The sequence below is a fragment of the Ramlibacter henchirensis genome (genome assembly GCF_004682015.1).
Taxonomy (GTDB): Bacteria; Pseudomonadota; Gammaproteobacteria; order Burkholderiales; family Burkholderiaceae_C; genus Ramlibacter; species Ramlibacter henchirensis.
Genome location: NZ_SMLM01000001.1, coordinates 2,124,162 through 2,138,232 on the forward strand (window position 1 = coordinate 2,124,162; position 14,071 = coordinate 2,138,232).

Here is a 14,071-nt window from a genome sequence, read left to right on the forward strand (position 1 = left end):
GTCCAAAACGTTCCGTCATTCCCGCGAAGGCGGGAAGTCAGAGAATCGTGTGCAGGCGCGCGGCACCGTCACCGTGCAGGGCCTTGAGCAGGTTGCGTCCTCGGCGCTCCTCTTCGGGATCGGGCAGGTCCAGCATCTCGCGCACGTCGGGCAGCGGCTCCAAGCAGGGGCCGAGAGCGGTTTCCAGGGCCGCCAGGCCGGTGGTCTCCAGTTCGGGCGAACCGGTTCGCTCCAGGTGCGCCCTCAGGTCCCGCACCATGCGATGGAGGAATAGCTTTGTCGCTTCGGGCAACAGCAGGTCGCCGTTCATCTGCTCCTGGGCGCGGGGAAGATAGGACATTGCAACGCACTCCTCAAGTTGCAGCCAGTGTCGGCCGCTCGCCCGGGGGCGCTTGTCAGTCGCGCGCGCACAGGCATGTGCGTGCGCCGCGACTCACGCCGACAGCCACTGCCGCATCTTCTGGAAGACCGCTTCGCTTCGAAGCAGCCCGAGGTGGTCGACGCCCTGGATGACCCAGCGATGCTCCGTGGGCAGCAGCAGGTCGCGCACGGCCTCCGCGTGCCGGCCGAGGGCGCTGTCCACCGGCACGACCCCATCGGTGCGCCCGTCGCCGATGGAACCGGCGATCGCATGGGCGGGCACTCCGGACGGCACGCCCGCGGTCCACTGTTGCGTCGTCGGCAGGCCCACGCGCGTCTCGTCCTCCAGCACGCGCCCTTCGAGGAAGTCGCGCATCCCCGGGCTGCGCCGCCGCGCCACGCGCGCCAGCTGCGGCAGCCAGGCCACCGGCCCGAAACCGAGACGCGCGAGCAGGTCGCCCGACGCATCCGCGCCGTGGTGAGGCGTGCCGAGGAAAACCAGGTGACGCACGTGGGCCGGCCAGGCCATGCCCGCGCGCTGCGCCTGGTGCAGCGCGCTGCGCACCACCAGGCCGCCCATGCCGTGGCCCAGCAACGCGACGCCCTGCAGCGGCACCCGCCAGTGGGCCAGCAGCACTTCCAGTTCCGCGGCGAGCTCGCGGCCGGTGGCCGGCACCGGGCGGCCCGTGTTGTACAGCGCATGAACCGGCGTGCACGCCAGCGCTTGCGCAAGGGCCTGCGCATGGTCGTGCGTTCCCTGGTCCCACTGCAGGTCGTTGCGCGCCAGGTCGTGGACCATCAGCAGGACGCGCGGCTGCGCCGCCGCGACGCTGCTGCGCAGCTCGAGGTGGATCGCCAGCGGGTTGTCGGTGCGGTGCAGGTGGTCGCCCATGATCGCGTTGAGCATCGCGATCGCGGCCTCGCGCGCGGGCACCGGCTCGTGCGGCGCGGTCTCGCGCAGCGGATCCAGCAGCCAGGCCTGCAACGAGGCAAGGGCGAGGTCCAGGGCGCCGCCGGCCAGGTCGGTCGTGCCGCGCAGCCCGCGGTAGACGATCGCGCCCACGCCGGTGTACGGCCGGCCGATGCGCGCGCCGCGCACGGGAGGCTCGACGTTGGCGACGCGCTCGTGCGCGGCTTCGACGCGGTCCAGGCCCGAGCGCACCGCATCGACCAGCAGGCGCATGCCGCCGCGCAGGTCGCGGACGGCTCCGGCCGCGTGGCTGGGCCAGGGTTCGCGGCGCGCTGAAGTCGTCGGTTCTGTCATGTCATGAGGCGGGCTGTGCAGTGATGCTAGGCAGCCGTGCGAGCGCTCTTCGTAGGAGGAAGGTGACAACTGGCCGGGCTACACCGCCCTCGAAAGGCCGAGTCACGTCCCCACAGGACGCGCCGTCGCGTTCCTACAGTTGCGCAAAGGGCCCGCAACCAGAATTCCAGTCAGGGAACGCGGGCGACCGCTTCTCCATGACTCATCAATTTTCTGGAGTATTCGCCATGTTCAAGACCACCCTCACCGCCGCCTTCGTCTCGGCCGCCGCGCTGGGCCTGACCGCCTGCGACGTGCAGAAGACCCAGGAGGGCAATGTCCAGGTGCCCAAATACGAAGTCTCCAAGACCCAGGAAGGCAGCGCCCAGCTGCCGAAGTACGACGTCAAGGGTCCCGACGTGAACGTTTCCAAGACCGAGAAGCAGGTCTCCGTGCCGAACGTGGACGTGAAGACCGAGAAGAAGACGATCGAGGTTCCGAAGGTCTCCGTGACGACCCCGCAGGAGAAGGAAAAGCAGGCGAACGCGGGCGAGAAGAAGTAAGGCCTTCACAAAGAAAACGCTACGCGTTTTTCTTTGTGCCCTGAACAGTTGAGCGAGGACCGGCAAAGCCGGATCCTCGCTCAAGTGTGAGTCCGCGCTGCATGCTATTCCGCGCGGACGGTGCCCCTGCGGGGATTACCACGAATCCACCATCCGGCCATCCCGCGGCAGCAGCGGGGCTGCGGCAAGTGCCCGCGCCAGCCAGCCGCGCGTCTCGGCCGGATCGATCACGGCATCGATCTCGAGCGTCTGCGCCATGCGCAGCGCCTGTCCCGATTCGTAGTGCTTGGCCAGCAACTGCTCGTAGAGCGTCTCCCGCGCGGGACCTTCGGGCTGCGCTTCGAGTTCCTTGCGGTAGCCGAGCTTCACCGCGCCTTCCAGGCCCATGCCGCCGAACTCGCCGGTGGGCCAGGCGATCATGAAGTCGGGGCTGTGGAAGCCGCCGGCCGCCATGGCCATCGCGCCCAGGCCGTAGCCCTTGCGCAGCACCACGCTGAAGAACGGCACCCGCAGGTGCGCGGCCGCGATGAACATGCGGCTGACGTGCCTCACCTGCGCGCGCCGCTCGATGTCGGGCCCGACCATGAAGCCCGGCGTGTCGACCAGGCTCAGCATCGGCAGGCCGTGCGCGTTGCACAGCTGCATGAAGCGCGCCGCCTTGTCGGCCGCGTCTGCGTCGATCGCGCCGCCGAGGTGCGAAGGGTTGTTGGCCATCCAGCCGAACGGTCGGCCTTCGATGCGCGCCAGGCCCGTGTGGATCCCGATGCCGAAGCCCGTGCGCAGCTCCATCACCGAACCCAGGTCGGCGATGCCGTGCAGCGCCGCGCGCGTGTCGTAGGCGCGCAGCCGGTTCTCCGGCACGACCTGGCGCAGCGCCTGTGCCTCGGGCGCATCCCACTGCGACAGCGGTCCCTGGAAATACGAGAGGTACTGCCGCGCCTGCGCCACGGCTTGTGCTTCGTCATCCACCAGCAGGTCGACGACGCCATTGCGATGCAGGTCGGCCGCCGGCCCGATCTCTTCGGGCGCGAAGCGTCCCATTCCGCCGCCTTCGACCATCGCGGGGCCGCCCATCCCGATATTGGCGTCGCGCGTCGCGATGATGAGGTCGCAGCAACCGAGCAGGGCCGCATTGCCCGCGAAGCAGCGGCCCGCCGCGATGCCGACGGTGGGCACGTGGCCGTTGAGGCGAGCGAAAGATGCGAACGTCGGCACGTGCAGTCCCGCGACGATGGGCATGTCGACGTCGCCGGGGCGCCCGCCGCCACCTTCCGCGAACAGCACGACGGGCCAGCGATTGCGCAGCGCCAGCCCGAGCATGCGATCCGTCTTCTGGTGGTTGCGCCAGCCTTGCGTGCCGGCGAGCACGGTGGCGTCGTAGGCCATGACCGCGGCGCGTGAACGCTCGGGGCCGAAGACCGCACCGTTGATCGATGCGATGCCGGTCACCATGCCGTCGGCCGGCGTGTTGCGCAGCAGGTCGTCCTCGCTGCGCCGCGTGCTCTGCGCCGCGACGGCGAGCGCGCCGTACTCGTCGAAGCTGCCGGGATCGCACAGGTCCGCGATGTTCTCGCGGGCGGTGCGCAAGCCAAGCGCATGGCGCCTGGCCACCGCTTCGGGCCGCTGTTCGTCGCGGGTGAGCGCGTGGCGATCCAGCACCCGCTGCAGGTCGGCGCGCACGGTGCCGGGCGCCGCCGCCTCATCGTCCTGTCCTGTTTGCAGGCGGGCCGGCGGTTGCGCGGTCTCCGGCTCCGCGGTCCAGAGGATCTGGCCTTCGTCGACCGTCTCGCCGGGTGTGTAGAGGAGCTCGCGCACGCGCAGCGTGGCCGGCGCGCGCACCTCGTGCTCCATCTTCATCGCCTCGAGGATCAGCACGACCTCGCCTTCGTGCACCACGCTGCCGGGCTGCACCAGCCATTGCACGACCTGGGCCTGGAGGGGAGCGCGAAGGACGGTCATCGCGGCATTGTCTTGGATGAGGCGCGAGCGTGGGGTCGGGGCCGCGACAATGAATCCATGTCCTCGCTCGTTCCCCTGATCGACACTTTCCGCGGCGGCACGCTGGAGTGCCGGCACTTCGGCGTGGTCGCGGTGGCCGACACCACCGGCCGCGTGCTGGCCCACGCCGGCGATCCGCACTGGCTCACCTTCACCCGGTCGACGCTCAAGGCCTTGCAGGCGCTGCCGTTCGTCGAGGGCGGCGGCCCGGCGCACTTCGGCTTCAGCGACCGGCAGCTGGCGATGCTGTGCGCCAGCCACAACGGCGAGCCCAAGCATGTCGAGGAGGTGCAGGACATGCTGCAGCGCGCCGGCCTCACGCATCGCGTGCTGCAGTGCGGCTGCCATGTGCCGATGTACGCCGAGGCCGGCGTCGCGCCCGCGCCGCCGCACGGCAGCTGGGACGAGCGGCACCACAACTGCAGCGGCAAGCACGCCGGCTTCGTCGCGTGGTGCGTGCAGCACGGGCAACCGGTGGAGACCTACCTGGAGGCGGGGCATCCGCTGCAGCAGGCGATTCGCCGCGACGTTGCGCGCGCAGCCGGCCTGGAGCCGGACCGGATGAAGTCCGGCACCGACGGCTGTTCGGCGCCGAACTATGCGATGCCGCTGGCGCATCTGGCTCGCGCTTATGCGCGGCTGGCCAGCGGTTCGCGCGATCCTGAATTCGGTGCGAGCTTCGATGCGCTGTCGCGCGCGATGACCGCGTATCCGGACCTGGTGTCGGGGACCGGCCGCAATGACCTCGCGTTCATGCAAGTCGGGCGCGGGGACTGGGTGACGAAGGTGGGCGCCGAAGGCGTGCAGGCGGTCGGCAGCGTCAGCCGCGGGCAGGCGTTCGCGATCAAGGTGATCGACGGGAACAAGACGGCGCTGTACGCGGCCACCGTGGAGGTGCTCGATCAGCTCGGGTGGCTGGATGAGCGGCAGCGGGAGGAGCTGCGGCCCTGGCGTTCGTCCGAGATTGCGAGCGTCAAAGGCGCTGTGGTTGGGGAGCGGCGGGCTGCTTTCCGGTTGGAGGGTGCGGCTTGAGACAGCGAATTCGCGCCGATCCCCGTCATTCCAGCGAGGGACGGTGTGGCGTCAGGCCACCCGCGCAGCAGGCGCACCCTGCGCCCGCTCGTCAACCCGGGCCTGCCAGCGCAACACCAGCACCGTGCCCGCCACCATCCCAACAACCGCCAGCAGCGATCCGGTGGACAAGAGCGCAGCGCCAGTGACGCCGTTCCCCACCGAGCATCCCAGCGCAGTCACGCCGCCGAACCCCATCAGCGCGCCGCCCACGACGCTGTGCCGCAGCTCCCGCGCCGTCGCGAACGACTCGACGCGGTACTCGCCGCGCCAGCGCGCGCTGAAGTGGCTGCCCAGCACGATGCCCAGCGAGAGCATCACGCCGAACGTGGCGACCGTGTTCTTGTCCGTCCACAGCGTCAGCAGGTCCATCGCATTGGCCAGCGGCGCGACGAACGACAGGCCTTCGGGCCGCTTGCCCTGCGTGCCCAGCCAGGCCGCGTCCAGCGTCTCCGGATGCTCGGCGATGAAGCCGATGCGGCCGGTGAGATAGAAGGCCAGCGCGAGCACCAGGCCCACGCCGAGCCCGCCGATCCACGCGGCGGCGTCGAGCTGGCGGCGCACGCGCCAGGCGAACAGCGCGGTCATCGCCACGATCAGCAGCGTGACCACCGCTCGCACGGCGCCGGCCGGCGTGCCGAGCGCGCCGCCAAGCAGCGAGCCCAGGTCCTGCGGCCGCGACAGCGTGACCGACACGCTGTCGAAGAGGCCGACGCGGGGAACCGCGAGGATTCCGCGCAGCGTCATGATGGCCACCACGGCGATCACGACCAGCGTGGCCCACGCCGTCAGATCGCCCGAGCCGGCCTTGACCAGGCAGCGCTGCGGGCAACCCGGCGCGAGCATCATCCCGATGCCGAACAACAGCCCGCCGCCGAGGGCCGAGAACCACAGCAGGCGCTCGTTCCAGGCCAGCGTGCGCGTGGCGTCGAAGACGCCGAGGCCGATCATCGACTGCAGCAGCAGCGCGCCGACGGCGATCGAGAGCACCCAGGAAAACAGCCGCGCCGGGCCCTGGAAACTGACCCAGTCGGCGATCCCGCCGCGCACGCAGAAGCGCGTCGCCTGCGCCACCGCACCCAGCAGTAAGCCCAGCGGCAAGGCGCCCCAGACCACCACACGGGTCAGGAGGGCGAGGGTCTCGGGCGTGGCATTCATCTCGGGGCGGCTTGGCGTAGGGGTGGGCGGGGATGATAAACGCGGCCTTGCGCGCGTGCAGGTCGCGCAGTGAACCGAGGGCCGAGGGCGTTCGATACGTCGTCTTGCCGACCGCGAGCCGGGCACATGGACGACAATCCGGCGTTTCCGAACCCGAAAAACACCACGGACCCATGCTCGAGTTCCTGACCCCCGCCTTCTGGATCGCCGTCGGCCAGATCATCCTCATCGACATCCTGCTGGGCGGGGACAACGCGGTCGTGATCGCGCTGGCCTGCCGCGGCCTGCCGCAGAAGCAGCGCAAGCTCGGGATCATCTACGGCACGGCGGGCGCGATCGTCCTTCGCGTCATCCTGATTGCCTTCGCGCTGGCGCTACTCGCCATCCCCTACCTCAAGCTGGTGGGCGGCCTGCTGCTGGTGTGGATCGGCGTGAAGCTGATGCTGCCGCAGGACGAGGGCGACGACCACGCCAACATCGCGTCCAGCGACAAGCTCTGGGGTGCGGTGAAGACCGTCATCGTGGCCGACCTGGTGATGAGCGTGGACAACGTGCTGGCCATTGCCGGGGCCGCCGAGAGCGCGGGCCAGCACCAGCTGTTCCTGGTCATCTTCGGCCTGATCGTCAGCATCCCGATCATCGTGGCGGGCAGCCAGCTGGTGCTCAAGCTGATGGACCGCTTCCCGATCATCATCACGCTGGGGGCCATGCTGCTGGGCTGGATCGCCGGGCAGATGATCTTCACCGACCCGGGCGTCAAGGCCTACCTGCCCGAGTCCAAGGTCTGGGAGTACGGCGCGGCGGTGATCGGCGCGCTGATCGTGCTGGCTCTGGGCAAGGGGCTCGCGGCCCGGCGGCCGGCCAGTTCCGAGCCCGCCTGAGATCGCTTCCCTCCCCGAGAAGGGGGAAGTCTCGGCCTTCAGCGCCTGCGTCGCAGCAGGTACCAGGCCGCGCCAACGACCGCCGACGCCACGACCGCCTTCGTCACGAAGCCCTTGCGGTTGTGGCGCCACTCGGCCGGCCCGCCCATCTCGCGGTAGATGTTCGGGATGTGGCCGTGCGCCAGATCCTGGAGCAGGCCTTCGCCCACGTTCACGCGGTCGGCCAGCAGCAGGATCATCCAGTGCCGCATGTCGTTCTCGCTGTACCGGAAGGCCAAGTCGCGCAGCTTGCCGGACAGGCCGGTCGGCGGTGTGCTGGTGCCGAACACCGGCGTGATCCCGGGCCGCTCCACCGAGTGGTAGACCTTCACGCGGGCCTTCTGCTGTTCGGGCGCGTCCCAATGCACGTTGTCCAGCCGCGGGGGCGTGCGCTCGCGCGGCACGGCCGGGCGGTTGGCCGGGTCGAGGTCGGCGCCCCAGCCCTGGATGTGCGAGCGGTCGCCGTGCTGGCGGCGCGTGTTCGGGTCGGTGCGCTCGGCGTACGGCGCCGCGTTGCTTTCGGTGCTGGGGGTGACGACGGTATCCATGCTCGGTCCTCCTGGGTTCTCAATGGCGCATCGACGGCGGGATCAGCACCGGCTTGATGCAGTTGTCCAGCTTGCTGGAGAACAGGTGGTAAGCATCGGCCACGTCCTCCAGCGGGATGCGGTGGGTGATGATCTCGCTGGGCTTCAGGCGGCCGGCCCGCACGTGCTCGATCAGGCGCGGCAGGTGGCGCTTGACGCTGGCCTGGTTCATGCGCAGCGTCAGGCCCTTGTTGATCGCATTGCCGATCGGCACCGCGTTGAAGGTCGGCCCGTACACGCCCACGATGGACACCGTTCCGCCCTTGCGGACCGAGTTGATGCACCAGTGCAGCGCCGTGGCCGCGCCCGCCTGCAGCGGCAGGGTCACGCCCGTGAAGCGCTGCACCATGCTGCCGTCCGCTTCCGCGCCCACGGCGTCGATGCACACGTCCGGCCCGAGCCAGTCGGTCATCTTCTTCAGGTGCACGGCCATGTCCGCGACTTCGCGGAAGTTGACCGTCTCGCACTGCGCGTAGCGACGCACGAACTCCAGCCGGTAGTCGAGGTGGTCGACGACGATCACGCGGCCCGCGCCCATGAGCCAGGCCGACTTTGCGGCAAAGATGCCCACCGGTCCCGCGCCGAACACCACCACGGTGTCGCCTTCCTGGATGTCGCCCATCTCCGCGGCCTGGTAGCCGGTCGGCACCACGTCGGTCAGCAGCACCGCGTCGTCGACGTCGAGGTCCTCGGGGATCACGGTCGGTCCGACGTCCGCCATCGGCACCCGCACGTATTCGGCCTGGCCGCCGTCGTAGCCACCGGTCGTGTGCGAGTAACCGTAGATGCCGCCCACCGCCGTCGCATGCGGGTTCGTGTTGTGGCAATTGCTGTACAGCTCCTTCTGGCAGAAGAAGCAGCTGCCGCAAAAGATGTTGAAGGGCACCAGCACGTGGTCGCCTTTCTTCAGGTTCTGCACCGAGGAGCCGACCTCCTCGACGATGCCGGTGAACTCGTGCCCGAACGTCATGCCCACGCGCGTGTCCGGCACGAGGCCGTGGTACAGGTGCAGGTCGGAGCCGCAGATGCAGGAACGCGTCACGCGCACGATGGCGTCGTTGGGGTGCTCGATCTCGGGTTCCGCCTTGTGCACCGCGCGGATGCGGTAGGGACCTCGGTAGTTCATCGCCAGCATGGAAGGGTTCTCCTGTTTTTCAGTGTTGCCGAACCCGAACAGTGGCAAGCCGCGTGCCTTCGTCCGGCGCGGATCGCCCGCACAATGGCGGCGATGAGCAAGACCATCAGCCTGATCGGCGCGCCCACCGACGTCGGCGCGAGCGTCCGCGGCGCGGGCATGGGACCGGATGCCCTGCGCGTGGCGGGGCTGATGGACGCACTGCGTGCGCACCGCCTCGAAGTCGTGGACCGCGGCAACCTCTCCGGCCCGCCCAATCCCTGGCTGCCGCCGCATGGCGGATTGCGGCACCTGGAGGAAGTCGTGGCCTGGAACTGGGCCGTGTACACCGCCGTCGATCTGGCGTTGAGCGAAGGGCAGGTGCCGCTGCTCATGGGAGGCGACCACTGCCTCGCGATCGGCTCCATCAGCGCGGTGGCGCGCCACTGCCGTGCCACCGGCAAGCAGCTGCGCGTCGTGTGGCTCGACGCGCACACCGACGTCAACACCGAAACGATCAGCCCCAGCGGCAACCTGCACGGCATGCCCGTGTCCTGCCTGCTGGGCCACGGCCCGAAGAAATTGGTCGGCTGGAGCGGCGAGCCGGCCGCGATCACGCCGGAGCAGATCGACTTCATCGGCATCCGCAGCGTCGATGCCGACGAGAAGCAGGCGATCCGCCAGCTCGGGCTGCAGGTGTTCGACATGCGGCACATCGACGAGCACGGCATGCGCACCACCATGTCGGAGGTGCTGCAGGACGTGCACGAGGACACCCACCTGCACGTGAGCTTCGACCTCGATTGCCTCGACCCGGCCGATGCGCCCGGCGTGGGGACCGGCGTGCGCGGTGGCCCGACCTACCGCGAGATGCAGCTGTGCATGGAGATGATCGCGGACACGGGCCGGATGGCGTCGCTCGACGTCGTGGAGATCAATCCGGCGCTGGATGTGCGCAACCGCACGGCTGAACTGGCCGTGGAATTCATACAGAGCCTGTTCGGCGCTTCCACGCTGGCCCGCTGAGCCTGGCGTTTCCGGTTCGTCACCTTTGCGCCGAAGTGTGAGCGCGCACGGCCGCGCGCCGGGCCCGGCGTTATCGTCGCGTTCGAAGGAAGCACGACGATGGACCCGGCCATCGAGAACACGGACCTGGGACCGCCGCCGGCGCCTCCCATCCTCAGGCGCGGGCTGCCCGTGGCCATCGTGGCGCACGTGCTGCTCGGGGTCGCGCTCGCCTTCGGCTTGCAATGGAAGCGGCAGCCCGATCCGGCGGCCGCCGCGGTTCCACTGCCTCCCGTGACGGCCGCTGCGCCTTCGACGGCCACCATGGGGGCGGGGCCCGCGCCATCGCAGCCGCCTGCGGCCGTGCAACAGCAACCGCTGCAGCAGCAGCCGCCGCCATCGCGCGTCGCAGCGCCCGTCTCGCAGGCGCCCGCGCCGGCTCCGGCTGCACGCGCACCCGCGCCGGCTTCGCCGCCGACGCAGGTCGTCGCGCGCAATACCGCGCGGCCCGCGCCCCCGCCGGCCGCGGGCGAACGCGTGTCGCCCAGCTTCGATTGCGACAAGGCGCGCTCCGTGCCCGAGCGCATCATCTGCGCCGATCCCGACCTCTCGCGCCAGGACCGCGAACTCGGACGCCTCTACGCCCGCGCGCGGGAAGCGTCGCCCAATCCCGGCGCTTTCCGGCGCCATAGCGATGCCCGCTGGGCCGATCGCGAGCGGCAATGCCGCGACCGCGAGTGCCTGCAGCGCTGGTACGCGCAGCGGCGCGAGGAGCTGTCGGCCGCCCTCGGCGAGGCGCCGCCCAACCGTTGAAGTTGCGGCGTCAGGCCGAGGCTTGCGCCCTGGCGCGCGCCTTCTTCACGTACTCCGGCTGGAAGCTGCGCAGCGAGTTGTCGGCGAAGGCCACCGTCACCTCGGTGGCGCTGGCCTGCTTGACCTGGCCGCGGCCATAGCGCTTGACCATCACGATGTCGCCCGCCGCGAACACGGCACGCGCGGGAGCGTCCTCTTCGCAGTTGTGCGCTTCCCGCTGCGCCTTTTCCATCGCCTCTTCCTGCCGCGCGATGCGCAGGCAGTTGTCGCAGTGCCGGCAGCGCTCGAATCCGGCCTCGCCTTCCAGGTGCTCCAGCAGCACGTGCCAGCGGCACTGGCCGGTCTGGGCGTAGAACACCATGCGCTCGAGCGTCTCGCGGTCCTGCTCCCGTTTCTCGCGGTAGGCGTTCATCAGCGTGCGCAGCGCGTCGCCTTCGAGGCCGCCGCGCAGCAGCCGCACACCGCCGCCGGGTTCGACCGCCACCACCTTGTTCCGGCGCAGCAAGCCCAGCGCCACCTGCAACTTCGACCGGGGGCGCGCAAGCCGCCCCTGCAGCAGCGGCAGCGTCCATGCGTCGCCCTCCGGCGGCGTCTCGTTGAGCGCCTCATAGAGCGCCACCGCGTCGTCGTCGGTGGGATAGCGGCCGGCCAGGAAGAATTGCTGCACTGCCTTGTCCGCGCGCAGGTACAGCAGCGTGCACAGCGAGGCCTCGCCGTCGCGGCCCGCGCGGCCGGCCTCCTGGTAGTAGGTTTCCAGCCCGGAAGGCAGCTGGTAGTGCAGCACGAAGCGGATGTCGGGCTTGTCGATGCCCAGGCCGAAGGCGTTGGTGGCCACCATCACGCGCACCGCCCCGTCCATGAACGCCTCCTGCGCGGCGTGGCGCTCGCCGGCCGCGAGCTTGCCGTGGTACAGGCCCACCGACTCGCCGGCGGCCTGGAGCGCCTCGTGCACCGCGACGGCCGCCTTCACGGTGGCCGTGTAGACCAGCCCGCTGCCCTGCGCCGAGCGCACGAACGCCAGGGCGCGTTCGAGCTTGTCCTCCTCGCGCGCGACCTGTTCGACCTTGAGCGCGAGGTTGGGCCGGTACGCGCCCGTGTTGATGATCGAGCCGCTCGGGATGCCCAGCTGCTGCGCGACGTCGCGCGCCACGTCGTCGGTGGCCGTCGCCGTCAGTGCGAGGACCGTGGGCTTCCCGAGGGCGGGCAGCGCCGGGCCGATGTCCAGGAACGCCGGTCGGAAGTCGTGGCCCCACTGCGAGATGCAGTGCGCCTCGTCCACCACCAGCAGGCTGGTGGGATGCTGCGCGAGTTCCTCCAGGAAACCGGGCTCGGCCAGCTTCTCCGGCGTGGTCATCACGATGCGCGCGCTGCCGTCCATGGCGGCGGCGCGAGCGGTGCGCGCTTCCTCGCTGTCGGTCGCGCTGTTCAACTGCACGGCCGCGATGCCCAGCTCACGCATCGCCTCGACCTGGTCCTTCATCAGCGCGATCAGCGGCGAGACGACGACGGTGCGCCCGGGCAGCAGCAGCGCGGGCAGCTGGTAGCACAGCGACTTGCCGGCGCCCGTGGGCATGATGGCCAGCGTCGGCTTCGCGGCCAGCACCTGGTCGATGACCGCGCGCTGGCCCGGCCGCAGTCGTTCGATGCCGAACGTCTGCTTCAGGAGCTGGGCGACGCGCCGGGCGCGTGCGGATGCGGACTCGGCGCGCGCTCCCCGCATGGGTCAGCGGTCGGCCTCGCCGTCCTCGGATTCCGCGTCGCGGTCCGAATCCAGGTCGGTGAACTCCTGGCCGTCGGGGTCGGCTTCGGGGAAGCCGCTGCCGGAACCGGGCCCGTCTTCGATCGCCTCGCCGAGGTCCTCGCCGCTGTCGCCGGCGGCGTTCATGCGAACGATGCGGTCGGGCGCGATGTCGGCGCCTTCCACAGCATCGGGGCCGAACACCGAGCCGCGCTCGCCGGTGCCGGCGCCGTCGGAATCGGCATGGTCCTCGAGCGTGCCGACCGCGTCGCTGCCGGTGTCTGAACTGTCGCTCGGACCCAGCAGGTCGGTGCTGCGGCCGCTGGGCTGGGCAGGCGCCGGATCGGCGCCCAGGATGCTGCTGTAGGCCATGGGGACTCCTTCCTGTTTCCGAGCCCAGTGTGCGGCCCGGGTCCGCCGTTTGCCGTCGGAACCTGAGCGCGTTCGCTGTGGGACTACGGCTACGGCGGCCGCGCAACCGGAACACCCATGGAACCGAACTCGCGGGACGGGCCGCCCCATCCCCTCGTCGTGATCGGCGCGTCGTTCGGCGGCGTCGAAGCGCTCATGACCCTGGTCGCGGGCCTGCCGAAGGACCTGCAAGCCTTCGTGGCCCTGGTCCTGCATGTCGGGCACCACCCGAGCATCCTGCCGGAGCTGCTTTCGCGAGCAGGGCCGCTGCGGGCGGTGCATCCGCGCGAGGGCGAGCCGATGCAACTGGGCAGGATCTACGTGGCGCCGCCCGACCATCACCTGCTGGTGGGCGCCGGCGCGCTGCACCTGAGCCGCGGCCCGCGCGAGAACCACACCCGCCCGGCGATCGACCCGCTGTTCCGGTCGGCGGCCCTGCACTGGGGATCCGCGGCGATCGGCGTGGTGCTGACCGGCGAGCTCGACGACGGCACGGCGGGGCTGGCGGCCATCAAGTCCTGCGGCGGCATCGCCGTGGTGCAGGACCCGCAGGAGGCCGCGGCGCCCAGCATGCCCGCGAGCGCACTGGGCAACGTGCAGGTCGACCACTGCGTGCTGCTGCCCGCGATCCCGCCGTTGCTGGTACGGCTGGTCGGGACGGCCCCGCCCCGCGCGCCGCAGACGGCCCCGGAGGCGCTGGTGCGCGAGCAATCAATCTTCGAAGGAATCGATCCGATGGAAAACCTGAAGGCGATCGCGACTCCCAGCCAGCTGACCTGTCCTGAGTGCGGAGGCACGCTCTCCGAGATCCACGCGGGGCCGCCGCTGCGTTTCCGTTGCCACACCGGCCACGCCTACAGCGCGAAGAGCCTGAACAGCGCGCAGGCCGAGAAGACCGACCACACCCTGCAGAGCAGCGTGCGCGCGCTCCAGGAACGCGAGCAGTTGCTGCTGCGCATGGCCGCGGTCGCGCGGGCCCTGGACGATGAGCCGCAGGCCCACGCCGGGCTCCAGGAAGCCGCGCGCGTGCGGGAGCGCTTCCGGCGGCTGGCCGAGCTGCTGACGGCGGAGGCAGGCGGCGCATAATCGT

General features: G+C 70.4%; 13 protein-coding genes and 1 pseudogene. 6 read left to right on the forward strand and 8 right to left on the reverse strand.

Annotated elements, in window-relative coordinates:
* Positions 1 to 37: 37 nt before the first annotated feature.
* Positions 38 to 340, reverse strand: coding sequence for a hypothetical protein (locus EZ313_RS10540; RefSeq protein ID WP_135263107.1), 303 nt, complete (start codon positions 338 to 340; stop codon positions 38 to 40).
* A gap of 93 nt (positions 341 to 433) precedes the next feature.
* Positions 434 to 1,624 (reverse strand): alpha/beta fold hydrolase, encoded by a 1,191-nt coding sequence (locus tag EZ313_RS10545; RefSeq protein WP_135263108.1) that lies wholly within the window; start codon positions 1,622 to 1,624, stop codon positions 434 to 436.
* A gap of 227 nt (positions 1,625 to 1,851) precedes the next feature.
* Between EZ313_RS10545 and EZ313_RS10550 the strand changes: the two genes are divergently transcribed.
* The gene (locus EZ313_RS10550) at positions 1,852 to 2,166 is read left to right on the forward strand and encodes a hypothetical protein (RefSeq protein ID WP_135263109.1); all 315 of its coding nucleotides are present in this window, start codon (positions 1,852 to 1,854) and stop codon (positions 2,164 to 2,166) included.
* Positions 2,167 to 2,301: 135 nt separating this feature from the next.
* Here the strand turns inward: EZ313_RS10550 and EZ313_RS10555 are convergent.
* A pseudogene (locus tag EZ313_RS10555) lies at positions 2,302 to 4,110 on the reverse strand (carboxyl transferase domain-containing protein); the annotation flags it as partial.
* Between the two features lie 72 nt (positions 4,111 to 4,182).
* On the opposite strand from EZ313_RS10555, the gene EZ313_RS10560 reads away from it, so the two are divergent.
* Positions 4,183 to 5,196, forward strand: a complete 1,014-nt coding sequence (locus EZ313_RS10560) for an asparaginase (RefSeq protein ID WP_135263111.1) — start codon at positions 4,183 to 4,185, stop codon at positions 5,194 to 5,196.
* A gap of 51 nt (positions 5,197 to 5,247) precedes the next feature.
* Here the strand turns inward: EZ313_RS10560 and EZ313_RS10565 are convergent, their stop codons facing one another.
* A complete protein-coding gene (locus EZ313_RS10565) occupies positions 5,248 to 6,393 on the reverse strand; it encodes a YeeE/YedE family protein (RefSeq protein WP_135263112.1) in 1,146 nt (381 codons plus the stop codon).
* 173 nt (positions 6,394 to 6,566) lie between these two features.
* Here EZ313_RS10565 and EZ313_RS10570 point away from each other — a divergent pair, with 173 nt between their 5' ends.
* Complete coding sequence (locus EZ313_RS10570) at positions 6,567 to 7,274, forward strand: TerC family protein (protein WP_135263113.1); 708 nt, start codon at positions 6,567 to 6,569, stop codon at positions 7,272 to 7,274.
* 38 nt (positions 7,275 to 7,312) lie between these two features.
* Here EZ313_RS10570 and EZ313_RS10575 read toward each other — a convergent pair whose 3' ends face one another.
* Both EZ313_RS10575 and EZ313_RS10580 read right to left on the reverse strand, forming a co-directional pair.
* Positions 7,313 to 7,861, reverse strand: coding sequence for a hypothetical protein (locus EZ313_RS10575; protein WP_135263114.1), 549 nt, complete (start codon positions 7,859 to 7,861; stop codon positions 7,313 to 7,315).
* A 19-nt stretch (positions 7,862 to 7,880) separates the two neighbouring features.
* Entirely contained in the window at positions 7,881 to 9,035 is a 1,155-nt protein-coding gene (locus EZ313_RS10580) for a zinc-dependent alcohol dehydrogenase (protein ID WP_135263115.1), read from the reverse strand.
* Positions 9,036 to 9,128: 93 nt separating this feature from the next.
* Between EZ313_RS10580 and rocF the strand changes: the two genes are divergently transcribed.
* A complete protein-coding gene (gene rocF / locus EZ313_RS10585; protein WP_420849286.1) occupies positions 9,129 to 10,040 on the forward strand; it encodes an arginase in 912 nt (303 codons plus the stop codon).
* A gap of 99 nt (positions 10,041 to 10,139) precedes the next feature.
* On the forward strand, positions 10,140 to 10,832 hold the full coding sequence (locus EZ313_RS10590; RefSeq protein WP_135263117.1) for a lysozyme inhibitor LprI family protein: 693 nt from the start codon (positions 10,140 to 10,142) through the stop codon (positions 10,830 to 10,832).
* A 10-nt stretch (positions 10,833 to 10,842) separates the two neighbouring features.
* Here the strand turns inward: EZ313_RS10590 and EZ313_RS10595 are convergent, their stop codons facing one another.
* Both EZ313_RS10595 and EZ313_RS10600 read right to left on the reverse strand, forming a co-directional pair.
* Complete coding sequence (locus tag EZ313_RS10595; protein WP_135263118.1) at positions 10,843 to 12,552, reverse strand: RecQ family ATP-dependent DNA helicase; 1,710 nt, start codon at positions 12,550 to 12,552, stop codon at positions 10,843 to 10,845.
* A 3-nt stretch (positions 12,553 to 12,555) separates the two neighbouring features.
* Positions 12,556 to 12,942 (reverse strand): hypothetical protein, encoded by a 387-nt coding sequence (locus EZ313_RS10600; RefSeq protein ID WP_135263119.1) that lies wholly within the window; start codon positions 12,940 to 12,942, stop codon positions 12,556 to 12,558.
* A gap of 117 nt (positions 12,943 to 13,059) precedes the next feature.
* On the opposite strand from EZ313_RS10600, the gene EZ313_RS10605 reads away from it, so the two are divergent.
* A complete protein-coding gene (locus EZ313_RS10605) occupies positions 13,060 to 14,067 on the forward strand; it encodes a chemotaxis protein CheB (RefSeq protein WP_135263120.1) in 1,008 nt (335 codons plus the stop codon).
* The last annotated feature ends 4 nt before the right edge of the window (positions 14,068 to 14,071 follow it).